The organism is Devosia lucknowensis, assembly GCF_900177655.1.
Taxonomy (GTDB): domain Bacteria; phylum Pseudomonadota; class Alphaproteobacteria; order Rhizobiales; family Devosiaceae; genus Devosia; species Devosia lucknowensis.
Genome location: NZ_FXWK01000001.1, coordinates 310,584 through 332,073, shown reverse-complemented (window position 1 = coordinate 332,073; position 21,490 = coordinate 310,584). Strand labels below are relative to the sequence as shown.

Below are 21,490 nucleotides of genomic sequence, written 5' to 3'. Positions count from 1 at the left end.
GCACACGTTGCTTGCAAATCGATCTACCACAGTAGAGGTGACCGAAATATTAGATTTGACATCAAGATGCGGGCAAACCGAGACAATTTGATGATGACCTGGCATTTTTGTCACAGGAATCATGGCTGAAGCACCTGTTCCTCGGTGCTGCGTTCAACAGCCAGTCTGGTGCAGTTACGGCCGCCGCGCTTGGCGCGGTAAAGGGCCTCGTCCGCGGCAGCGAGCTCCCGGTCGAACGTGGTTTCGTCGCGCCACCAGGCGATGCCGATACTGACGGTGACCTGGAGGGCGAGCTGGGCAATGCGCACCCGGTGCCGCTCCACCTCCGAGCGTAGCCGCTCGCCGGCCGCCTGAGCCTCCTCCCAGCTGTCGGCCTGCAGCAACACCGCGAATTCCTCGCCGCCGATGCGACAGACGATGTCGCCTGATCGAACGATGTCCTGAAGGTGGCGGGAAATGTGCCGAAGCACCTCATCGCCAGCCGCATGACCATGCGCATCGTTTACGGATTTAAAGTTGTCGACGTCGATCAGGAGCAGTGCATGACCCTTGGCCTTGCGCGGACGGCTGTCGAAGGCTGCGATCAGCGTGCGGCGATTGTGGAGGCCCGTGAGCTGGTCGGTATTGGCCATCTGGCGCAGATGCAGCTCGGCTTCGAGCATGCCGCGTTCGCGCTCGACGAAAGCGCCGAACAGCAGCGAGATCGCCAGGTTGACGAGCAGAGAGACCTGCAAGGCAACGCCAGGGGCCAGCGACGCGGTATCGGGCGCCCAGATATAGGAGGGGAGCAGTGCCGCATTGAGCAACGCCCCCAGAACGATCAGGGCCAGCAGCTTCGAGCGCACGAGCCCACGGATTTTCATGTGCCAGAGCGTTCCCACTGCGCAGGCAAGGATCAGCTGCACCGGTTCGATGGGCGAATTGGTCCCGAGCGCGACGCCCACCAGAAAGGCGAAACCGAGGGCGGTGAGCGCACCGAGCATGCCGAGAAAGGCCGCAGCCAGACCAACGAAAATCGCGCCATTGTCAGCCAGCAGGGATGCGCCACCGGCCGCATGATAAAGAGACGAAACCAGCGAGATTAGCCCAAAGAGAAACCCGAGCGTTACTGACCTGGCCTTGCGGTCGGAAATGACGCGAGACAATTCGCCGTAGACAATCGACAGACAGGCCAGAAGCCCGATGTCGGTTATGCTTGGCAGCAGTGATTGAATCTCAACTGGCATTGTCTTCCGGACCGGAATAGCGTCCTTGGGTACAAACTGCCTATGACACGACGATATCGACTACGCCAATCAAGCAATTTTATGTAGTTAATCTTCATCCTTAACTTGACAGGGATGGTTAAATTGCGCCTGCACATATATTAGTCTTGGTGCACAGCAGTTAATCCAAATATTGATCAACGACGGGGATTTGAGACCTTTTCGGGCCGAAATCCCGGTAAGGCGGCACGCGCAGCGTTAAAGAAGGCAGTTCCCCGTCTGCGCCTGAAACCCGCCTTCGACAGCAAAGAAAAAGGGCCGGTGTTTCCACCAGCCCTTCGTATTTTGTATTTCCAGACGACTTAGCGCTTGGCGCCGAATGCGCTCCAGAGACCGGTGACGGTCATTGCGGCAAAGGCCATCTTGAGTATGTCCCAGACGACGAAGGGTTCGACAGCGCCTGCATAGGCGGAAGCGACCACATTCGTCTGGTCGATCCACTGGGCCGCGCCCGACAACGTCACCAGCCAGGCAAAGCCGAACGCATAGAGCACGGCAGTCGCGACCAGCATGGCGCCGAACAGCGCGAACGGGCGGCTCGACGCGCCGCGATCGGCAGCGTAGCCAATGATCGCAGCCTGGGCGAGGAAACCGAGGAGGAAGCCCCCGGTGGGACCGGCGAGATAGACCATGCCACCGCCGGCAGCGAAGACGGGCAAGCCCATTGCGCCTTCCAGAAGGTAGGCAGCGACGGTGGCCACGCCGATACGCAGGCCGAAGGCGGCTGCCAGTGCTGCGATGGCAAGGCTCTGCAGCGTGACGGGAACGGGCCACACCGGAACACTGACCTTGGCGGCAGCGGCGATCAGCATGGTGCCGAGCAGGACGATCGCGGCGTTGGTTGCCAGCTTGGCGACGTTGCCCTTGGGCTGGAATGCGCCGAGCAGCGTGTTAGGCGTGGTCAAAGTCACAGCCATTTCATACCTTCCGTAATTGATAGGGACCAACCCCCTCCCGGGGCGGTCTGGTCCAGACACTGTCTCTTACTTTCTCGTTACCATGGACGCAATGGCCAGCTCCGTTACCCCGCCGCGCTACCAGACCGACTTCGATCCACAAACCGGCCATCCCATCACCCTCGCGGAGGGCGTGGTGCGCGTCACCGCCCCCAACGCCTCGGCCTATACGTTCACCGGCACGAACAGCTTTCTTCTTGGCCACGAACGGCTTGCGCTCGTCGATCCCGGCCCGCTCGATTCCCGGCACGTGACCGCTCTCAGCGGCGCCATTGCCGGACGGCCGGTGGAAGTCATTCTCCTCACGCATACCCATCGCGATCACAGCGCGGCGGCGGCGCGCTGGGCCAAGGCGCTCGATATTCCGCTCTGGTTCGGCGGCCCGCACCGGTTGTCGCGGCCGCTGCGGCGATTCGAACGCAATCCGCTGCGCCGATCGGCCGACTGGGACCTGGTCCCCGATCGGACGCTTGTCGACGGCGAGGCGATCGTCGCCGGCGATATGCGGCTCACCGTGCACACGACGCCCGGACACTGCGCCAACCATCTGGCTTTCGGCATCGAGGGCACGGACATGCTGCTCTCGGGCGACCATGTGATGGGGTGGAATTCCACCCTTGTGTCGGTTCCCGATGGATCGATGGCCGATTACTTCGCCTCGCTCGACAAGGTCATCGCCCTGCCCTACCGGCACTATCTGCCCGCGCATGGCGGCCCCATTGCCGACGGCCCGGCGCATGCTGGAGCGCTGCGGGCGCATCGTCAGCTGCGCAACCGGCAGTTGCTCGAGGCCGTGGCGCAGGGGGCGACATCGGTCGGCGCGGTGGTCGATCTGATCTATCCGAGCCAGCCGGTCAAGGTGCGCCTCGCCGCCCGCATGACCATGATGGCCCATGTGGAATATCTCGAAGCGCTGGGCCAGCTCAGGGTCGGGCGCGGGCTGCTTGGGGCGAGGTTGAGCCTGCCCTAGTTGCGCTGGAAGCCGACGCCGCCTTCGCGACCGGTCTGTCCGCGTTGGCGCAACATGTGATCGGCCAGAACGAGCGCCATCATCGCCTCGCCCACCGGCACGGCGCGGATGCCGACGCAGGGGTCGTGCCGGCCCTTGGTGATGATGTCGGTATCTTCGTTGGCCGTCGTCACGGTCTGGCGCGGGGTCAGGATCGACGAGGTCGGCTTGACGGCGAAACGGCAGACGATCGGATCGCCATTGCTGACCCCGCCCAGAATCCCGCCCGCATGGTTGGACAGGAAGTACGGACGATCGGACCCGGCCCGCATCTGGTCAGCATTCTCGACGCCGGTGAGGCTGGCGGCCTCGAAACCTGCGCCGATCTCGACCGCCTTGACCGCGTTGATGCTCATCATGGCCGAGGCGAGGTCGGCGCTCAGCTTGCCATAGATCGGCGCGCCCCAGCCGGGTGGCACACCTTCGGCTACCACTTCGATCACCGCGCCGACCGAGTTGCCGTCCTTGCGCAGGCCATCGAGGTAGTCGGCCCAGAGTGCGGCCGCCGTTGCATCGGCACAGAAGAACGGATTTTCACCGACCTGATCCCAGTCGAAATTGGCGTAGTCGATCTTGTGCGGCCCCATCTGCACCAGACTGGCGCGGATGGTGACGCCTGCCAGGACCTGCCTTGCCACCGCGCCAGCTGCCACGCGGGCCGCCGTTTCGCGGGCCGAGGTCCGTCCGCCACCGCGATAGTCGCGGATGCCGTATTTCCGGTCATAGGTATAGTCGGCATGGCCCGGACGATACTTGTCGCGGATGTCGCCATAATCCTTGGAGCGCTGATCGGTGTTCTCGATCAAAAGCGAGATCGGCGTGCCGGTCGTGCGCGGCCCGTCGGTGCGTTCGTCCTCGAAGACCCCGGAGAGGATTTTCACCTCGTCCGCTTCGCGGCGCTGAGTGGTGTACTTGCTCTGCCCGGGCTTGCGGCGGTCGAGGTCGCGCTGGATCATCTCCGGCGTCAGCGGAATGCCCGGAGGACATCCGTCGACGACCACGCCCAGCGCCGGCCCGTGGCTCTCGCCCCAGGTGGTGAAACGGAAAAGATGCCCGAACGTATTGAATGACATGGCGCGGTCCCGATGATGCGGCGGTTTTAGGGAGCGGAACCGGTCAGGTCAATCGACGTGCGCGCTCCAGGTGTCACGTGCGGAGTGGAGGACCATCTTGCCGCCGGTGAAGTGGGCGATCACACCCTGCGGCGGCGGCCAGTTCATCACCTGCTTGCGCGACGTGCCTTCCACCAGATGCCAGAGCACGCGCAACACGCCGCCATGCGCGACGACCACCGCATGGTGGGTCAGCGTATGTGCGAAATCGAGAAGGCGCCCCGCCACGTCGTCGTAGTTCTCGCCATTTTCGGGGCGAAAATCCCAGTAGCTTTCGTCCCGCTCGCCGGGCGCCAGCGCAGCGTGCTCGCGCGCGATCTCGGCGTGCAGACGGCCCTCGAAGGCGCCGAAGGAAATCTCGATGAGACGCGGATCATGGATCACGGGCGGAAGCGCCACGTCGAAAGCGGCACGCATGCGGTCCATGGTTTCGCTGGCGCGGCTGAGCGGCGAGGCGAACCAGTTGAGCGATGCCGGATCAACGCCGTCGCGTTCGAGCATCTCGCGCAGCAGGACACCATTGGCGTCCGCCTGCAACTGCCCGGTGCGATTGAGCGGAATGTCCTTGCTGCCCTGGTAGCGGTGTTCGCGGTTCCAGTCGGTTTCACCGTGGCGCGCGAAGTAAAAGTCTGGCCAGTCGGGGGCAGTCATGCTCATTCACGCGCCAGCAGCGCGGCCTTTGCAAAAGCGTTCCCGGGCGAGAAGGGGTAGCCGGTTCGCCGTCCGGAAACGCACCAAAATATCACCTTGGGCAGATCGCGGTTCGTGGAACCGGCGAGACGCCCAAGTCTGGAGTCAACGTCCCGCTTGTGGCACATGGAAGGCCGGGCGGGCAAGCGCAACGCCTTCATCGCTCATCTGTTTTGGATACCGTCATGACGCTCACCGCTGCTCAGACCGTCGCCGCTCTCGCCACCATAGCGGGCTCCGACAATGTGGTTGGCGACCCCGCGAAGATGGGCGCCTGGCTCTACGAGCCGCGCAAGCGCTTCCACCAGAGCGCCGCTGCGGTCGTCACCCCGCCCACGGTCGAGGCCGTGCAGGCCGTGCTGCGCTGGGCCAACGAGAACGGCACCGGCATCATTGCCCAGGGCGGCAATACCGGGTTGGTGGGGGCGCAGGTGCCTTTGTCAGGCAATGAAGTGATCCTTAGCCTGGCCCGGCTCGACCGCATCCGCTCCATCGATACCGCTGCCGGCGTCATGACCGCCGAAGCCGGCGTCATCCTCGAAAATGCCCACAAGGCGGCCGAGGCCGAAGGCTCCATGTTCCCGCTCTGGCTCGCCTCGCAGGGCTCCGCGCGCATCGGCGGGGTGCTTTCTTCCAATGCCGGCGGTGTCAATGTCCTTGCCTATGGCAATGCGCGGGAGCTCACCATGGGGGTCGAGGCCGTGCTGGCCGATGGACGCCTCTACCGGGGGCTCAATGCCCTGAAGAAGGACAATACCGGCTACGATCTCAAGGACCTGCTGGTGGGAGCCGAGGGCACGCTAGGCATCATCACCGCGGCCAGCCTCAAGATCTATCCCCTGCCCGAGGATTACGAGACGGCACTCGTCAACATCGCTTCGCCAGAGGCGGCGCTCGAGCTTTTCCAGCTCATGCGCCAGCGTGCCGGCGCCCGTCTCAATGCCTTCGAGCTCATTCCGTGGATCGGGCTCGACATCCAGATGCGCCACGGCATGCTGGACAGGGATCCGACCGCCAGTGCGTCTCCCTGGTATGCCCTGATCGAGTTGAGCCGCATGGCCGGCACGGCGCCGGGCGCCCTGCAGTCATCGCTCGAAGCCGCCTTCGATGCTGCCTTGATTTCGGACGCAACCATCGCCGAGAGCCTTGCCGACCGCACCCGCATGTGGGCCTTCCGCGAGCAGATGAGCGAGTGCCAGTCGCGCGAAGGCGCATCCATCAAGCATGACGTCTCCGTCCCCATCGCCGCCGTACCGGCCCTCATCGGCCAGGGCGTCACCGCGGCCGAAACACTAGTCCCCGGCATCCGCCCCGTCCCCTTCGGCCACATGGGCGACGGCAATATCCACTTCAACTTCTCCATGCCCGTGGGCGCCGACCCCAAGGCCTTCATGGCCGAGTTCGACGAAGCCGTGCACGCGGTCATCTACGATGTGGTGCTGAAACTGGGCGGATCGGTCTCGGCCGAGCACGGCATCGGCCAGCTCAAGGTCGATCTGCTCCGGCAGGTCAAGGACCCCGTCGCGCTCGACATGATGCGCGCCATCAAGACGGCGCTGGATCCCAAGGGAATTTTGAACCCTGGCAAGATGCTTCGATCCGTCCCCTAGGGTCGATTGCGCTGGTTGCACGAACGCGCCACAAGCGCTGACCCGTCCTTGGGCATGACCCGAGGACCAGTCTCTACGCCCACCTGCGGCCCAGCTCCTGCCGTGAGCGGCGCTCAGGTCGAGCCAGAGGGCGAACAGTGACTGTAGAGGCAGAGTGCTCCCGCCCATCTCACCCGGTCATCCCGCTGTGCCTTCTTGCAGCCAGGGCTTCATCGCACCATGTGTGACCCATGCTGCTCAAAGATATTCAATTCCTCGACGACGCAACGCGTCCGCCAATTCCCGAACTGCCCGGCCTCACCGACGACCAGAAGCATCAGGGCGAACATCTCAAGATGATTCACGATCATCTTCGGGACAATATGAAGGTGCTGGGGCGCCTCATCGAACGTGCGTCCGAGGGCAAGGCGAGCGCCGATGAAATCAAGGCGGAAACCGCCGATCTCGTCATGGTGTCGAACTACCGCCGCTTCGGCACGCTGTGCGGGCAATACTGCCAGTTCGTCCACGGTCATCATTCGATCGAGGACCAGGCGCTGTTCCCCTCGATCGCCGCGCAGGGCCCTGCCTTCAAGGCCATTGCCGACCGTCTCCAGGCCGAGCATGTGGTGGTGCACACCCTGCTCGAGCGGCTCATCGACGCCCTGATCAAGCTGGCCGACGAACCGGGGCAGAGCCATTTCGATGACGCGGTCACGGTGTACCGTGCCCTTGAAAAGGTGCTGCTGAGCCACCTCCACTACGAGGAAGACGCCATCGGCGACGCGCTCGGCTATTTCGAGATCATGTGATGCACCGGGTCTACTCTTCTCCCCCTCGGGGAGAAGGCGGCCTGAGCGTTCCTTGTCCTACCTGAGGCCACTCGTCCCCTCCGCCTTCGTCACCAGCGGGCCTGTCCTGGTGGTCGAAAACGCCCTAGAACAGATCCATCTGCCCGCCGCCGCCCGCGACCTTCCTGGCCCGGGGCCGTGGCGCCTCGTCCCCTGCTTCGGGTAATGACACCGGCTCGATCAATCCGGGGTCGTCGTCGCGGGCGGAATTGACCCTCGTCGAGACGGGATGAAACTTCAGCACGCCGTCTTCGAGCGGCAGCGCCATCTGCGCTGCTTTTTGCGCCCGGATTTCCCGGACATTGAGCCAGTCGTCCTGCTGCTGCTCATCCATCAGGATGGCCGGCATGCGGTCGTGGATCACCGATAGCTGCGGATTGGCGGCGACGGTGATGGTGGCGACGCTGTCGATCTCCTCGCCATTGGGTCCCATCCAGGTCGAATAGAGGCCTGCCAGTGCCATCGGCTGCCCGTCGGCACGCGTGATGTAGTAAGGCTGCTTCTTTTTGTCGGCGCCGGTATGCCATTCGTAATAGCCGCTGGCCGGCACGATGCAGCGCCCGTGCTTGACGCGGTCCCGGAATGCCGGCTTGTCCGCCATGCTTTCCGCCCGCGCATTGACCAAAAGCGGGAACTCGCGCGGGTCCTTCACCCAGCCCGGCACGAAGCCCCAGCGCGCAAACCGCGCCTCTCGCTGGCCTTCCTGCTCCCAGATGGCGACGATCGGCTGGGTCGGGGCGATGTTGAAGCGCGGCAGGATGTCGACGCTCTTGAGCAGCTTGAACAGCTCCACCATCATCTCGGGCGGCAAAGTCGACGCATAGCGTCCGCACATGATCGTGTCTCCTTTACGCAAGAGAGGTAGTGTCTCCAGGACCGAATCGCAAACCACCCAAGAGTGCGTTCCCCAGAATGACCGCGCCTCCCAATGCTGCCAGTGTAGGCATCGTCAAGCATGGCAAGATCCTGCTGATCAAACGTGCCTTCGCGCCCTATCAGAACCTCTGGACCTTTCCCGGCGGCCGCATGGAGCCGAACGAAACCATCGAGCAATGCGCCATCCGCGAGGTGCAGGAGGAACTCGGGCTCACCGTGCGCAATCCCCGCCATGCCATCACCCAGGAACTGGGTCGCGACGGCACTTACCGGCTGGCGGTCTTCACCACCACCGACTATGTGGGCACCATAAGGCCTTCGAACGAAGTCACCGACTTCAAGTGGGCCGATCCCGGAATGCTGCTGGCCCTGCGCACCACATCACGGCTCGACGACGTGATTAGAGAATGCTTCAAGGTCCTGGGGCAAAGCTGGTAGAAGGCAGGCATGATGTCCCGATTGACCACGTTTGCGCGCCGTCTGCCCCGTCACCGACCCGTCCTGTCGGGGAAGGCGCGAACCGGGATTGCCGCCGGCTTTTCGGCCCTCCTTCTCTCGTCCCCTGTCCTCGCCATCGACCCGCCCTATCAGCGGCAGATGGAGCGGCTCTCCGAGATCATGGGCAGCCTCTACTACCTGCAGCCGCTCTGCACCTCCGCCAGCGAGGATTGGCGGACGCAGGCGTCGGAACTGATCGACCTCGACGAACCCGACGAAGACCGCCGCCAACGGCTCGCCGGGGCCTTCAACACCGGCTACTCCGCATTTTCGCGCTTCCATCACCAATGTACGCCGTCGTCGCGGGAGGCCTTGGCGCGGCTTCTCGAGGAGGCCCAGCGCCTTGCCCGGGACATCCATACGCGCTTTGCCGAATAGGCCGGCGCATTCCGCGCAATTGCCCACGCGCCGTTAACCTTCGGCTTACTTCCTGCACCCTCGCCGGGCCGGGTCATGGTATGCCCGGGGACATGAGCACGCCCAAGACCATTTTCTCGCCCGCCTCCGGGCATGGCCCGTTTGATCGCAGCCAGTCCGAGCGCCAGCTGGCGCTCGAATATCTGGCCGAGGCGTGGAACAGTGCCGAGGAAGATGGGCTCGAACCGGCATCGCTTGCCCATGCCTCGCTTTTTGCGGCCCTTGCCACTTTCGTGCGCATGCATGGCGACGAAGCGACTGCAGACCTCGTCGAGCAGTTGCCCGAGCGCATTCGCAACGGCGAATACAATCTCGAACGCATCCTGCAGTAAGCCGCGGCTGCTGGGCAGCGCTTGAAAAACCAGCGGCACTGCGCCACCTCTGGCTCTCACGAATCTGCGTCAGGAGCCGCCATGTCCATCTCCCTTCGCGCCGACCGGTCGATCTTCCGCTTCGCCGGTGCAGAAGCGCATCGCCTCCTCAATGACGTGCTCACCGGCGTCATGCCCGGCAGCGCGGACGGGCTTGCCCACTGGTGGGCCCTGCTCTCGCCGCAGGGCAAGATTCTTGCCGAAGGTTCGGCGAGCTGGAGCGAGGACGCCATTTGGGTCGACACCCACCACACGGTGGCAGACGACTTCTTCAAGCGCATGCGCATGTACAAGCTGCGTGCCGATGTCGAGATATCCGACATGCGCGAGCACTATCGCATGGGCTATTCGCCCTCGGAGGTTAAGGGCGCGACGCTCGACAGGCGCGGGCCAGTGGAATTGGGTTGGCGGGTCATCGCATCGGTCGACGATGCCGCGGATTGGTCCGCCGACGACACGCCTTTCCATGCTGCCCGCATTGCGGCAGGCGTCGCAGTGCAGGGCAATGATTTTCCTGCCAACGACGCCTTCGCCCACGATATCGGCATGGACATGCTCGAGGGCATCGACTTTGCCAAGGGGTGTTATGTCGGCCAGGAGGTGGTCTCCCGGATGAAGCACCGCGGTACGGCGCGGCGCCGACCGGTCATTGTCACCGGCCCCGCTGGCGAGGCAAGTCAGCCTGTGGTCGCTGACGGGCGCGACGTTGGTACGATCGGTCAGGTGGTGGAGGGCATGGCCGTTGCCAGCCTTCGTCTTGACCGCATCACCGATCCCGCAGCGGCGACGCTCGATGGGAAGCCGGTCACGCTGACGCTCCCCGCATGGGCATCCTACCATTTCGGCGACGCCAGCGACGACGCGTGACGCCGCATTCTCGAATCGAGTGGATCTGCTAGTGTTGATGTTAGCACCCTGCTAACGAATTCGAGCCTTATGTCCCGCCACAGCTCCCGTGCCTGGCAGCGCATGCTGTCAGGCCGTCGCCTCGATATTCTAGACCCCTCCCCCGTCGATGTGGAGTTGTCGGACATCGCCCACGGTCTCGCACGCGTGGCGCGGTGGAATGGCCAAACCATTGGCGACTATCCCTTTTCCGTCGCGCAACACTCGGTTCTGGTGCTCGAACTGTATCGCACGGCCAATCCCGAGGCGGGACCAGCTTCGCAACTGCAGGCGCTCCTGCACGACGCCCCGGAATATGTCATGGGCGACATCATCTCGCCATTCAAGGCAGCGATGGGCGGGAACTACAAGGACGTCGAAAATCGTTTATTGTCAGCGATTTATCTGCGTTTCTCGCTGCCCGCGACGATGACTGTGGCGCTTGGAAAGCTGGTGAAAAAGGCCGACCGCGAAGCCGCCTATTTCGAGGCCACACACCTGGCCGGCTTCGATCCGGCCGAAGCGCGCCGTCTGTTCGGTCAGCCCGAGCAGTCCGCCTTCGACATCGAGGCCTTCGAAAGGCTCATCCGCCCGTGGCCGACGCAGCAGGCCAACGAGCGTTTTATCGAGACTTTCCAATCTATTAGCGCCTCTCTCCCGACCCAATAGTCACGCTTTGCGGATTAACCTTAAGCGCAGATAGGCGTTTGCGACCAGAACCGACATGGTTACTGATCCGTTAAGGCAAGTGTGCCGAAACGGAACAGAACGGGTGTCTGAGATGACTCTGCCAACGCGCCAGACAGTGATGGGCATGGCCCTTGGAGCGATCTGCGCCAGCGCCGTCGCTGCGATTGGTCCGGGCTTTGTGCTCGATGCCTTTGCCGACGAGATGCCGGCGGGCTTCGACACCGACAAGCTGGTCAAGTTCGACGACCGCACCTACCAGGTCGACTATGAGGATTGGGTCTCCACCGATCCGATCTCAACGGCGACAGTCAAGAAAATCGAAGCCGGCAAAGTCACTTACGTCAGTATTTCGACTACAGCGACCGGGACCTATTCGACCGACGGACTGACCTCGCGGCACGTGCAATATCCGGGTATCGACGTCACCGAAGTCGTCCCGCGAGCAGACAATTTCATGCGCTTCTGGACCAATGGCAGCTGGTATCGCTTCACCAGCCAGGCCGGCAATTCCTTTATCCGGCTGAGCGGCCGGCACTAACCGAACAGCCAGCCTGTCTTGAACTTGTAGAAGACGTGCAGACCGATCTGCGTCACCTTGGTCATACGGGGTGCCCATGCCGGGCGGACGTAGGTGGCGTGATAGTGCGTCGCGTCGCCGACTTCCGTCAGGTAGAGTTCGCCGCTGGCAACCTTGGTTGCGATTTCTTCGGCCTGATCCCAGGGGCGCCGTTCCGTCACAACCTCGGGAATGCCGTCGCATGCGAAGGAGAACTGGCACGCGTTGCGACGATGCTGGTTCTGGAACACGACACCGCAAATGGTGTCGGGATAGCGATGATCCTTGACGCGGTTGAGCACGACCTGGGCCACTGCGACCTGTCCGCGGTAGGATTCACCACGTGCTTCGAAGTAGATCGCCGTCGCCAGGCACCAATGCTCGCGATCGGACACCTGAATGGCGTCACCCGTGCCCATGCTGCCGATAGGCGGCGTGTTGGCGCGCGCATAGGCAAGCTGTTCAGGCACGGAGTCAGGCATGGTTACGCTGCCCAGACTATCATCGGACCGCGGCGCGATGCCGGCAATGGCATCGAGGGCCGCAGCCGCGCCGGGATGGAGCGAGGCCACGGACATGCGCGGCCCGCTTTCCGTTTCACTCTCAGCTTCGGCAATGCTGGACTGACCGAGGGCGGCCGGATCGGACGGCGCGCGCAACGCGGCAATCTGCATGCGGGCGGCCTCAAAACTCTGGGAAATAGCAGCAGCGTCCAGAACGGGACGTACGCGATTGGTCTTCTCGGCCCGGTTGGGACCAGTGAAACTGACACTGTCGAACAGGTGGTCGACGGAACCGGTGATGATGGGATCGACGCCGGAATAGCTCAGGCTCGCCTGCGCGATCGCAATCGGGCTGTCTTCGCCAGGCAGACCTGCGCCGCCGAGGGGCGCGGAGCCCGGGCCCAGTGCCGCGCCGGCGAGGCCGATATAGGCAAGGGGCGTGACGACTGCCATCGCCATCGTCCTGGCGAGGCCTACGCCCCGGCTAACCGCTCTAACCGGGCGCTTGGGCGCCACCGGCCGGTGGGAAAATGCCATAAATGATACTCAACGCTACGCAACACGAACTCAGGCGCGGCAATTGTGACGCTCAAATGCCGACGGTCGTGATGATCGGTTATTAAGGTTAGCGCGGGGTAAATGGCATTCGCGGCGTGCACGCGGCGTCGATGTGGCCAGCATGAGGCAAGAGGCGCCCATGCGTGCGACAAATTGGCGGGAAAGCTGCGCCTACTCGCAGGCTGCAACCACAGGCGCGACTTCGGCGGGAAACGCATCGACGCGGAAACGGACCGACAAGGATCGGGTACTGACAGGCGTCACGCGGACAGTAAGGTTGGTCGTGCCCTCGAGACTATCGAGGAAACTGATGGTATCCGCGGTATTGTTGATCAGAACGGCAGTGTTCTCGGCATTGACCGGCAGCGTGGACGATCGCGCACGGGCAAGGTCGTTCTGTAGGGTCAGGCCCACATCGCGACCGATCGACGACATGGTGTTTCCGGCGAACCCGAACGTCACCTTCAGCCCTTCGGCCTCGCACGAAACGGTGATCGTGGCTGGTGCGCGTCCGGTGGGTCGCGCCGGGATCAGCTGTTCGGATTCGAGCGTGACGCTGGCAAGCGGCGCAGCGCCGGCAGCCGTTCTGAACAGAGTGTCGTAGCACGCAAGGCGCTCACCATCGTCTCCGATCGCGGCGCACTGGGCACCGGTCTGTGCTGCGACCGGCAGAACCGGAGCCATCAGCAGCGGAATACACACGGCGAAAACTGCTCTTTTCACGAACCAGATGCCCCTTCCCATATCGGCCCGTTTCGGGCGCACTGTGCTTTACCCACCGCATATAGGTATGCAGCGGCAGCTATTTAAGCCGATGCCTGTGCCAAGGTCAGCCGGGCAACCGGAACACGATAGGGTGAGCAACTGACATAGTCGACGCCAAGGCCCGCAAAAAACTGCAGCGACGCCGGATCCCCTGCATGCTCGCCGCAGATGCCGATCTTCAAGCGAGGATTGGCTGCCTTGCCGCGCGCAATGGCAATGGCGATCATTTCACCCACTCCCTTTTCGTCGATGGTGACGAAGGGGTCACGCTCATAGACGCCCTTGCGCTGATAGGCCGCAAGGAAGGCCGGGGCATCGTCGCGCGAGATGCCGAACGTCGTCTGGGTAAGATCGTTGGTACCGAAGGAGATAAAGTCGACCATCCCCGCGATGTCGCCGGCCCGGAGGCAGGCGCGCGGCAGCTCGATCATCGTGCCGAATGAAAACCGCACGCGATCCGACCGGGTCAGCCCGGAATTGTCGAGCATGGCCATGGCGCGTTCCCGGATCCAGGAGACTTCGGTGGCCGTGGACACGAAAGGCACCATCACCTCTACGGTGACGGGATCGGCCTGGCGTTCGCTGGCGGCGCGCGCGCCTGCCAGCACAGCCTGCATCTGCATCTGCAGGATTTCGGGATAGGTGATGGCCAGCCGCACGCCGCGATGCCCGAGCATGGGGTTGATCTCGGCAATGCGTTCGAGGCGCAGGCGCAGCGCCCGCACCGCGACGCCGAGCGATAAGGCCGTTTCTTCGACCTCCTCATCCGTGCGCGGCAGGAATTCATGCAGCGGCGGATCAAAAAGGCGCACCGTCACCGGTAATCCGCGCATGGCCGAAAAGAGTGCCGAGTAATCCCCGGTTTGAAAATCCACCAGACCCGCCAGAGCCCGGGCGCGGGCATCCTCGTCTTCCGAGAGGATCATGCGCCGCAGCGCCACCATGCGCTCGGGCGAAAAGAACATGTGCTCGGACCGCGCCAGCCCGATGCCCTCGGCCCCGAAGCTCAGGGCCGTCTGCGCTGATTCCACAGTCTCGGCATTGGTGCGCACCGCGATGGTTCGGCTCGCATCGGACCAGCCGAGCAGCTTGCTGATGGCGCCACCGATCTGCGGCTGCGCCAAAGGCAGGGTCCCGAGGTAGACAGCACCGTCAGTGCCATCGATGGTGAGACGGTCGCCGGCCCTGAATTCCCGCTCGCCGATGCGGCAGACCATTTCGCTGGTATCGACGCTGAGGCTGCGCACACCTGCCACGCAGGGCTTGCCGGTGATGCGCGCGATCACGCCCGCATGGCTCGACATGCCGCCGCGCGCGGTGAGGATGCCGGTAGCGGCCTTCATGCCCTCGATATCGGCTGGGCCGGTTTCGTTGACGACGAGGATGCAGTGCTTGCCTCTTGCCCTGAGCCTGGCTGCATCGTCGGGGTTAAACGTGATGATGCCGCTGGCCGCGCCTGGCGAAACCCCGAGGCCCATGGCTATCGGGGTCACCTCGTCGGCCGACTTGAGCCGCGGATGCAGCATGAGTGCGAGGCGATTGGCATCGACGCGGCTCACTGCGCCTTGTGGCGTCCAGACCTTGCGCTCGACGCGATCGACCGCGGCGGTCAATTCGGCGCCGGCGCTCGCCTGTACCGGACGCGCGGAGACGAATGTCACCTGGCCCCGGTCGATAGCGACGAGGCACGCCATGTGCCGGCCAGCCTTGGCGTCGAGCAGGTCGATCAGAGACACCACGCCGGCCGGGAGGCGCGGCAGCGGACTACCGCCGAGGGGGGCCGGTCCGAGTACGCCCGACGTGGCATTGCGCGTGAGGAATTGTTCGACGTCACCGCTCGCAAGGGCCTGTACCAGCACGATCTGGCGTCCGCGGTCGTCGTCCTGACGCTGACCTGTCCAGGTGCGGCCGGAAAAGCCATAACTTTCGAAGGCCTGCTTGATGGCCTTCGCCAGTGGGCGCGTAGGGTCGACCGCATCCTCAGGCGCGGCGGGGGCCGCAATGCCGAGCTTTGCCGGCGCAAGTCCACCATTGTGACTGCTGGCCGACGTTCGCACCACCAGTTGCGGCGGCGACCCATCCCTGGAGACCAGCTTGAAGAGACAGGCGACCCAATGGGTGCGCAGGCGCGTATCTTTGCGCGTCCGCTCGGCCTGAAGTTCGTCCCAGGCGGCGCGCGTGATGGCAATGGTTGGAACGGTGGGAAAGCCGGCCTCGCCGACGCGGAAGATCCAGCGAGCCTTGCCGGTGAGCAATTTCAATTGACCAGCGCTGAGGTTCGCCTTCCCCATCGCCGGGGCAATCGCAAACATTTCCTGCGCCAAACTCACCTGAAACCGTCCCGGTCACACACCTTGGTGCATATTGCCCATGCCCTGCCCTTGCTGCAACAGCACTTGACTTGCGAAGGCACTGAAAGCATCTGATCTGACATGGAAAAAAGGCCGCACCTAGACATTCTGCTCTGCGCACCACGTGGATTCTGCGCTGGCGTCGACCGCGCGATCCAGATCGTGGAGCTGGCGCTCCAGAAATATGGCGCGCCGGTCTATGTCCGCCACGCCATCGTGCACAACAAATACGTGGTGGAAGGCCTCAAGGCCAAGGGCGCGGTATTTGTCGAAGAACTCGACGAGATCCCCGAGACCGAGGCGCCCGTCGTGTTCTCGGCGCATGGCGTGCCCAAGAGCGTGCCGGCCGATGCCCGCTCGCGCAACATGTTTTTCCTCGACGCCACCTGCCCGCTGGTCAGCAAGGTGCATGTCGAGGCCACGAGGCATTTCGAGGAAGGCCACGAGATCGTGCTGATCGGCCATGCGGGTCACCCCGAGGTGGTCGGCACGATGGGCCAGCTGCCTGCCGGCGCCGTTACCCTGATCGAAACGGTGGACGACGCCAACGCCTTTACGCCCCGCGACCCGCAGACCTTGGCCTTTGTCACGCAGACCACGCTCAGCGTCGATGACACGCGCGAAATCGTGGCGGCGCTGCGCGCGCGCTTCCCGGCCATCAACGGGCCGCACAAGGAAGACATCTGCTACGCCACCACGAACCGTCAGGAATCGATCAAGGCCGTGGCGCCGCTCGTCGATGCGATGATCGTGGTCGGCTCGCCGCATTCGTCCAATTCGCAGCGGCTGGTGGAAGTCGCGCTTCGCTCGGGATGCAAGGTCGCTACTCTGGTCGACCGCGCCAGCGAGATCGACTGGTCGCTCTATGGCAACCTGACATCGCTGGGCGTCAGCGCTGGCGCCTCGGCTCCCGAAAGCCTCGTCGAGGAAGTCATCGACGCCTTTGCCGCGCGCTACGAGGTTTCCGTCGAGACCAAGACCACGGCCGAAGAGAACATCGCCTTCAACATCCCCAAGGTGCTGCGCAACCTGGAAGTGGCCTCCGGCCGATGAGCGATCTCGCCCTGTTCGAGACCGACCGGCTGGTTCTTTCCGGCTGGCGGCTCGACCAAATCGATGACCTCGTCGCGCTCCATGGCACTGCCAATGTCGCCCGCTACCTGTCTTCGAGCGGCGAGCCCTGGACGCGCGAAAAGGCCGAGACGGCGCTGCGCGGCTGGATCGAGCTCTTCGAAACACGGCAACTGGGCAAGCTGCGCCTCACGCGCAAGAGCGACGGCGTCTTCATCGGCCGCGCCGGCTTCGGCATCTATGGCCCCACCGGCGAGCCCGAAATCGGCTATGCGCTCTTTGAAGAGCATCACGGCCAGGGCTTTGCCAAGGAAGCGGCAGCCGGCCTCCGGGACTGGTATTTCCGCGAAACCACCAGCACGCACTTCATCGGCTTTGCCGACACGTGCAATGCGCCATCTCTTGCCGTCCTGCGCAAGATCGGCATGGAGCCAACCCATGTCGAGGTGGAGCCCGGTGGCCTGACCTGCCAGTTTCATATCCTGAGGCGACCAAGCATTGGCTGAACCTGTCATCATCCATACCGACGGCGCCTGTTCGGGCAATCCAGGCCCTGGTGGCTGGGGCGCGATCCTGCAGTTCGGCCCGCACCGCAAGGAATTGAAGGGCGGCGAGGCGCTGACCACCAATAACAAGATGGAGCTGACCGCGGCCATCGAGGCGCTCAATGCCCTCACCCGGCCCTGTACCGTCGACCTCCACACCGATAGCCAATACGTCAAGAATGGCGTGCAGAGCTGGATCCATGGCTGGAAGCGCAACGGCTGGCGCACGGCCGACAAGAAGCCGGTCAAGAATGTCGAACTCTGGCAGGCGCTCGACGAGGCCACCAAGCGGCACGAGATCAGTTGGCACTGGGTCAAAGGTCACGCGGGGGACGAACTCAACGAACGCGCCGATGAACTGGCCCGTGAAGGCATGGCGCCGTTCAAGCAGAAGCGCGCCGTGCCACTCACGCCGCCGGTTTAGCCCGCTTCGGCAACAGGCCCTTGATCGCCTTCCAGGCCGGGCTGATGACATAGCCGGCCACTGGGATCAGCAACGCGCCCAGCGCAAGGCCGATGACGAAATCCACCAGCGCCGTGGCCAGCCAACCGGCAATTCCCGCGATTGCCGGGAAGGTGTGCTCGGCCCAATGGGCAGCCGCTTCGATCACATGCTCGGGTCCGGTCACGCCGAACTGGTAGAGGCCGTGGGCAATGATGCTTCCCCCGACCCAGGTCATCGCCGCTGTGCCGACAAGGCTCAGGCCCTGCATGAAGGTCGGCATGGCCTGCACCACGCCACGGCCAAATCCCCGACCGGCGCCGGTGCGGCCGTTCTTGGCCAGCCACAGGCCCATGTCGTCCGCCTTCACGATCAGGGCAACCGCCCCATAGACGGCGATGGTGATCCCGACGCCCGCAACCGCCAGGATGCCCGCGCGCGTCCAGAAGTCAGGAACCTCGATGGCGGCCAGGATGATGGTCATGATCTCGGCCGAGAGAATGAAATCGGTCTTGATGGCGCCCGCGACCTTCTGATCCTCCAGCGAAGCGGGGGAGATGGCGGTGTGCTCGATGCTTGCTTCGTGATGCTCGGCCTGATGCGGGGCAAAAAGGTGAAACACCTTTTCCGCCCCCTCGTAGCAAAGATAGGCGCCGCCGATCATCAGCAGCGGCGTGATCAGCCAGGAGGCGAACAGCGAAAGCAATAGCGCCGCCGGCAGCAGGAACAGCAGCTTGTTGCGCACCGAGCCCCAGGCGATACGGGCGATCATGGGCAATTCGCGATCGGCCTTGAAGCCCGAGACGTAGCTGGGCGTCACCGCGGCGTCGTCGATGACTGCACCCGCAGCCTTGGCACCCGCCTTGGCCGCCTGCCCGGCTATGTCGTCCAGCGAGGCCGCGGCGACCTTGGCAAGGCTCACGACGTCATCGAGAAGGGCGATCAGTCCAACAGCCATGTCATGCTTCCGAAAAGGTGGTGCAGAGCAAAACCGCGCGAACCCCGCGCGGTTCCCGCCTTAGCCCGCGACCTTACCGAAATCGGCCACGAGGTGCATGGTGTCGCGCAGGCGTGCCAGAAGGTTGAGGCGGTTTGCGCGCACCGCCGGATCGGCATCGTTGACGAGAACCGCGGTGAAAAACGCATCCACAGGGGCGCGCAGGGTCGCCAGTTCGGTCATGGCCCCCTTGTAGTCGTCCCGCGCTACATGCGCGGCGACGCCCGAGTGGACCCCATCGACGGCAAAGGCCAGCGCTTCTTCCTCGGGCAGCCTCAGCGCTGCCTGATCGACAGACCCGGCATAGGACTTGCCGTCCTTTTTCTCCTCTGCCGCGAGGATATTGGCGGCGCGCTTGTAACCGGCAAGCAGGTTCGCGCCGTCGTCGGTTGCCAGGAGGGTCGAGAGCGCTTCGGCACGCTGGGTGATCTGCAGTATGTCGTTGCTGTCAGACGAAATCACTGCATCCACGAGGTCATGGCGGGCGCCGGCATCGCGCAGCGTCACCTTGAGACGGTCATGGAAGAAAGCCAGCAGATCCGGCTCCACCGCGAGCGGGAACTTCAGGTTGTTTTCCGTGATGATGCGGATGACACCGAGAGCAGCGCGCCGCAGCGCGAAGGGATCGCGCGAGCCGGTCGGCTTCTCGTCGATCGACCAGAAGCCGGAGAGCACATTGAGCTTGTCCGCGAGCGCCACGGCGATAGACACGGGTTCGGTCGGCACGCGGTCCGAGGGACCAACGGGCTTGTAGTGCATCTCGAGGGCATGGGCGATCGCCGCCGGCTCGTTTTGCGCAGTGGCGTAGTAGCGACCCATCAGGCCCTGCAGCTCGGGGAACTCACCCACCATGCCGGTGACGAGATCGGCCTTGGCCAGCATGGCGGCGCGCTTGGTCTGCTCGACATCGGCACCGACCTTGGGCGCGATTTCGGCGGCAAGATTGACCAGGCGTTCGACCATGGAGAATTGCGAACCCAGCTTGGCGTGGAATACCATGTCCTCGAGCTTGGGCAGGCCGTGTTCGAGCGGAATGGCGAGGTCGCCCTGGTAAAAGAAGGCCGCATCGGACAGCCGCGCGCGGATGACGCGTTCGTTGCCGGCCACGACCACGGCCCCGCCATCTACAGGAATGGTGTTGCTGGTGATGATGAAATTGGGGGCCAGCTTGCCGGATGCATCGCGCAGGCAGAAGCATTTCTGGTTGGCGCGAATGGTGGCGATGATGACTTCCTCCGGCAGCTTGAGGAACTCCGGATCGAACGAGCCCATCATCACATTGGGCCACTCGACGAGACCGGCCACTTCTTCGAGCAAGCCTTCGTCGTGGATCACGCTCAGGCCCTGCGCGAAGGCCAGATTATCCGCATCGGTGCGGATAATGTCCTTGCGGCGATCGATATCGAGCACGACCTTGGCGCGTTCGAGCGCCATCTGGTAGTCGTCGAAGCGCTTCACGCGGATCGCATCGGGCGACAGGAAACGGTGGCCGAACGTGGTCTGGCCGGAGGCGAGGCCCGCAATGGAAAACGGCACGACCACCGGCTCGTCATTCTCGGTGCCGAAGGTCGCGGTTATGGCGCGCAGGGGGCGGACCCAATTGAAGCCGCCCGAACCCCAGCGCATGGACTTGGCCCAGCCGAAGTCGCCCATCACCTTGGGGAGGATGGTCGAGAGCAGGTCGACCGCGTCGGCGCCCGGCTTGTCGATCTGCGCCACGTAGAAATCGCCCTTCTTGGGGTCGCTTTCGATCTTGGCCTGATCGAGCGAAGTCAGCCCGGCGGACCGCAGGAACCCGTCGATGGCCGGTTGCGGCGCCCCGACCTTGGGGCCCTTTTTTTCCTCGCGCGTGTCTGGCGAGCGGACCGGCAGGCCGGATACCGACAGGGCGAGACGGCGTGGGGTCACGAAAGCCTTGGCACCTTCATAGACCAGACCTGCATCCACCAGAGCATTGGTGACGGACTTCTTGAGGTCTTCGGCCGCACGACGCTGGAAACGGGCGGGGATTTCCTCGGAGAAGAGTTCGAGCAGAAGTTCGGGCATGTGAAAGTACCGGATTTTGAGGCGTGTGCGTGATTAGCGCGGGGGCGTCGGCTTGTCCATGCGCTAGGCAGGAGGTCTCAACCTGAATGGGCCGCCATATGCGCGTCCATTCGCTTCTCCACCTCGGCCATCACCGCATCGGGGATGTTGACATAGCCCAGTTGGGAATCCAGCCACACGAGGCGCTCGAAGCGCATGGCAAGAAAGACGAGCACTCTCAGCGCGAAATCATCTTGAGCCGGCGGATGCAGGAAGTGCGCCGTGCCCTGTTCATCGAGGTAATGGCGCGCCCGATATTCGGCGTCCCCTTCGACAAAGCCATAGTCGATGAAGTTGTAGAAATAGCCGAAGGCGCCGCTGCTTCCCCGCTCGCGGTCGCCATAGTCGAGACCATGCGCAACCCATGCCGGGGCGACGATATCCTGGCCGTAGACGCCTTCGTCCATG

At 63.7% G+C, this 21,490-nt stretch carries 23 protein-coding genes; 12 read left to right on the top strand and 11 right to left on the bottom strand.

The window, feature by feature from the left end; genetic code table 11:
- Positions 1-119: 119 nt before the first annotated feature.
- On the bottom strand, positions 120-1,226 hold the full coding sequence (locus CCK88_RS01630) for a GGDEF domain-containing protein (RefSeq protein WP_086468805.1): 1,107 nt from the start codon (positions 1,224-1,226) through the stop codon (positions 120-122).
- Positions 1,227-1,567: 341 nt separating this feature from the next.
- Positions 1,568-2,182: a biotin transporter BioY gene (locus CCK88_RS01625; protein ID WP_086468804.1), complete on the bottom strand. Its 615-nt coding sequence runs from the start codon at positions 2,180-2,182 to the stop codon at positions 1,568-1,570.
- A 91-nt stretch (positions 2,183-2,273) separates the two neighbouring features.
- On the opposite strand from CCK88_RS01625, the gene CCK88_RS01620 reads away from it, so the two are divergent.
- Positions 2,274-3,191: an MBL fold metallo-hydrolase gene (locus CCK88_RS01620; protein WP_170926312.1), complete on the top strand. Its 918-nt coding sequence runs from the start codon at positions 2,274-2,276 to the stop codon at positions 3,189-3,191.
- Here the strand turns inward: CCK88_RS01620 and aroC are convergent.
- Both aroC and CCK88_RS01610 read right to left on the bottom strand, forming a co-directional pair.
- Positions 3,188-4,303, bottom strand: coding sequence for a chorismate synthase (gene aroC / locus CCK88_RS01615; protein WP_086468802.1), 1,116 nt, complete (start codon positions 4,301-4,303; stop codon positions 3,188-3,190). The genes CCK88_RS01620 and aroC overlap by 4 nt on opposite strands.
- A 48-nt stretch (positions 4,304-4,351) precedes the next feature.
- Positions 4,352-4,999, bottom strand: coding sequence for a histidine phosphatase family protein (locus CCK88_RS01610; protein ID WP_086468801.1), 648 nt, complete (start codon positions 4,997-4,999; stop codon positions 4,352-4,354).
- Between the two features lie 218 nt (positions 5,000-5,217).
- Here CCK88_RS01610 and CCK88_RS01605 point away from each other — a divergent pair, with 218 nt between their 5' ends.
- Positions 5,218-6,642, top strand: a complete 1,425-nt coding sequence (locus CCK88_RS01605) for an FAD-binding oxidoreductase (RefSeq protein ID WP_086470758.1) — start codon at positions 5,218-5,220, stop codon at positions 6,640-6,642.
- A 230-nt stretch (positions 6,643-6,872) separates the two neighbouring features.
- On the top strand, positions 6,873-7,433 hold the full coding sequence (locus tag CCK88_RS01600) for a hemerythrin domain-containing protein (protein ID WP_086468800.1): 561 nt from the start codon (positions 6,873-6,875) through the stop codon (positions 7,431-7,433).
- A 124-nt stretch (positions 7,434-7,557) separates the two neighbouring features.
- Here CCK88_RS01600 and CCK88_RS01595 read toward each other — a convergent pair whose 3' ends face one another.
- Positions 7,558-8,307 (bottom strand): SOS response-associated peptidase, encoded by a 750-nt coding sequence (locus tag CCK88_RS01595; RefSeq protein ID WP_086468799.1) that lies wholly within the window; start codon positions 8,305-8,307, stop codon positions 7,558-7,560.
- A gap of 77 nt (positions 8,308-8,384) precedes the next feature.
- Here CCK88_RS01595 and CCK88_RS01590 point away from each other — a divergent pair, with 77 nt between their 5' ends.
- The 6 genes from CCK88_RS01590 (at position 8,385) to CCK88_RS01565 (ending at position 11,747) form a co-directional block, all read left to right on the top strand.
- A complete protein-coding gene (locus CCK88_RS01590; protein ID WP_086468798.1) occupies positions 8,385-8,786 on the top strand; it encodes an NUDIX hydrolase in 402 nt (133 codons plus the stop codon).
- A gap of 9 nt (positions 8,787-8,795) precedes the next feature.
- Entirely contained in the window at positions 8,796-9,224 is a 429-nt protein-coding gene (locus CCK88_RS01585; RefSeq protein WP_086468797.1) for a TIGR02301 family protein, read from the top strand.
- A 92-nt stretch (positions 9,225-9,316) separates the two neighbouring features.
- Complete coding sequence (locus CCK88_RS01580) at positions 9,317-9,595, top strand: hypothetical protein (RefSeq protein ID WP_244557408.1); 279 nt, start codon at positions 9,317-9,319, stop codon at positions 9,593-9,595.
- Positions 9,596-9,676: 81 nt separating this feature from the next.
- Positions 9,677-10,501, top strand: coding sequence for a CAF17-like 4Fe-4S cluster assembly/insertion protein YgfZ (gene ygfZ / locus CCK88_RS01575; RefSeq protein WP_086468796.1), 825 nt, complete (start codon positions 9,677-9,679; stop codon positions 10,499-10,501).
- Between the two features lie 69 nt (positions 10,502-10,570).
- On the top strand, positions 10,571-11,188 hold the full coding sequence (locus CCK88_RS01570; RefSeq protein ID WP_086468795.1) for an HD domain-containing protein: 618 nt from the start codon (positions 10,571-10,573) through the stop codon (positions 11,186-11,188).
- A gap of 112 nt (positions 11,189-11,300) precedes the next feature.
- Positions 11,301-11,747, top strand: coding sequence for a hypothetical protein (locus CCK88_RS01565; protein WP_140048850.1), 447 nt, complete (start codon positions 11,301-11,303; stop codon positions 11,745-11,747).
- On the opposite strand, the gene CCK88_RS18875 is transcribed toward CCK88_RS01565, so the two are convergent.
- From CCK88_RS18875 to CCK88_RS01550, 3 genes are all read right to left on the bottom strand, one after another.
- Complete coding sequence (locus CCK88_RS18875; RefSeq protein WP_425290604.1) at positions 11,744-12,721, bottom strand: cell wall hydrolase; 978 nt, start codon at positions 12,719-12,721, stop codon at positions 11,744-11,746. The genes CCK88_RS01565 and CCK88_RS18875 overlap by 4 nt on opposite strands.
- Before the next feature lie 276 nt (positions 12,722-12,997).
- Positions 12,998-13,549: a hypothetical protein gene (locus CCK88_RS01555; protein WP_140048849.1), complete on the bottom strand. Its 552-nt coding sequence runs from the start codon at positions 13,547-13,549 to the stop codon at positions 12,998-13,000.
- An 83-nt stretch (positions 13,550-13,632) separates the two neighbouring features.
- Positions 13,633-15,903 (bottom strand): putative PEP-binding protein, encoded by a 2,271-nt coding sequence (locus CCK88_RS01550; protein ID WP_086468791.1) that lies wholly within the window; start codon positions 15,901-15,903, stop codon positions 13,633-13,635.
- Between the two features lie 120 nt (positions 15,904-16,023).
- Between CCK88_RS01550 and ispH the strand changes: the two genes are divergently transcribed.
- From ispH to rnhA, 3 genes are read left to right on the top strand one after another with little or no spacing between them, the layout of a single operon-like run.
- The gene (gene ispH / locus CCK88_RS01545; protein WP_086468790.1) at positions 16,024-16,995 is read left to right on the top strand and encodes a 4-hydroxy-3-methylbut-2-enyl diphosphate reductase; all 972 of its coding nucleotides are present in this window, start codon (positions 16,024-16,026) and stop codon (positions 16,993-16,995) included.
- Complete coding sequence (locus tag CCK88_RS01540) at positions 16,992-17,519, top strand: GNAT family N-acetyltransferase (RefSeq protein WP_086468789.1); 528 nt, start codon at positions 16,992-16,994, stop codon at positions 17,517-17,519. Before ispH ends, CCK88_RS01540 begins: the two co-directional genes overlap by 4 nt.
- Positions 17,512-17,982 (top strand): ribonuclease HI, encoded by a 471-nt coding sequence (rnhA, locus tag CCK88_RS01535; protein WP_086468788.1) that lies wholly within the window; start codon positions 17,512-17,514, stop codon positions 17,980-17,982. The genes CCK88_RS01540 and rnhA overlap by 8 nt, the downstream gene beginning before the upstream one ends.
- On the opposite strand, the gene CCK88_RS01530 is transcribed toward rnhA, so the two are convergent.
- The 3 genes from CCK88_RS01530 to CCK88_RS01520 all read right to left on the bottom strand — a co-directional run bounded on the left by CCK88_RS01530 (position 17,966) and on the right by CCK88_RS01520 (position 21,489).
- The gene (locus CCK88_RS01530; protein ID WP_086468787.1) at positions 17,966-18,958 is read right to left on the bottom strand and encodes a DUF808 domain-containing protein; all 993 of its coding nucleotides are present in this window, start codon (positions 18,956-18,958) and stop codon (positions 17,966-17,968) included. The two genes, rnhA and CCK88_RS01530, sit on opposite strands and share 17 nt — an antisense overlap.
- A 60-nt stretch (positions 18,959-19,018) precedes the next feature.
- Positions 19,019-21,043, bottom strand: coding sequence for a glycine--tRNA ligase subunit beta (gene glyS / locus CCK88_RS01525; RefSeq protein WP_086468786.1), 2,025 nt, complete (start codon positions 21,041-21,043; stop codon positions 19,019-19,021).
- A gap of 77 nt (positions 21,044-21,120) precedes the next feature.
- Positions 21,121-21,489: a hypothetical protein gene (locus tag CCK88_RS01520; RefSeq protein ID WP_140048848.1), complete on the bottom strand. Its 369-nt coding sequence runs from the start codon at positions 21,487-21,489 to the stop codon at positions 21,121-21,123.
- Position 21,490 lies beyond the last annotated feature (1 nt).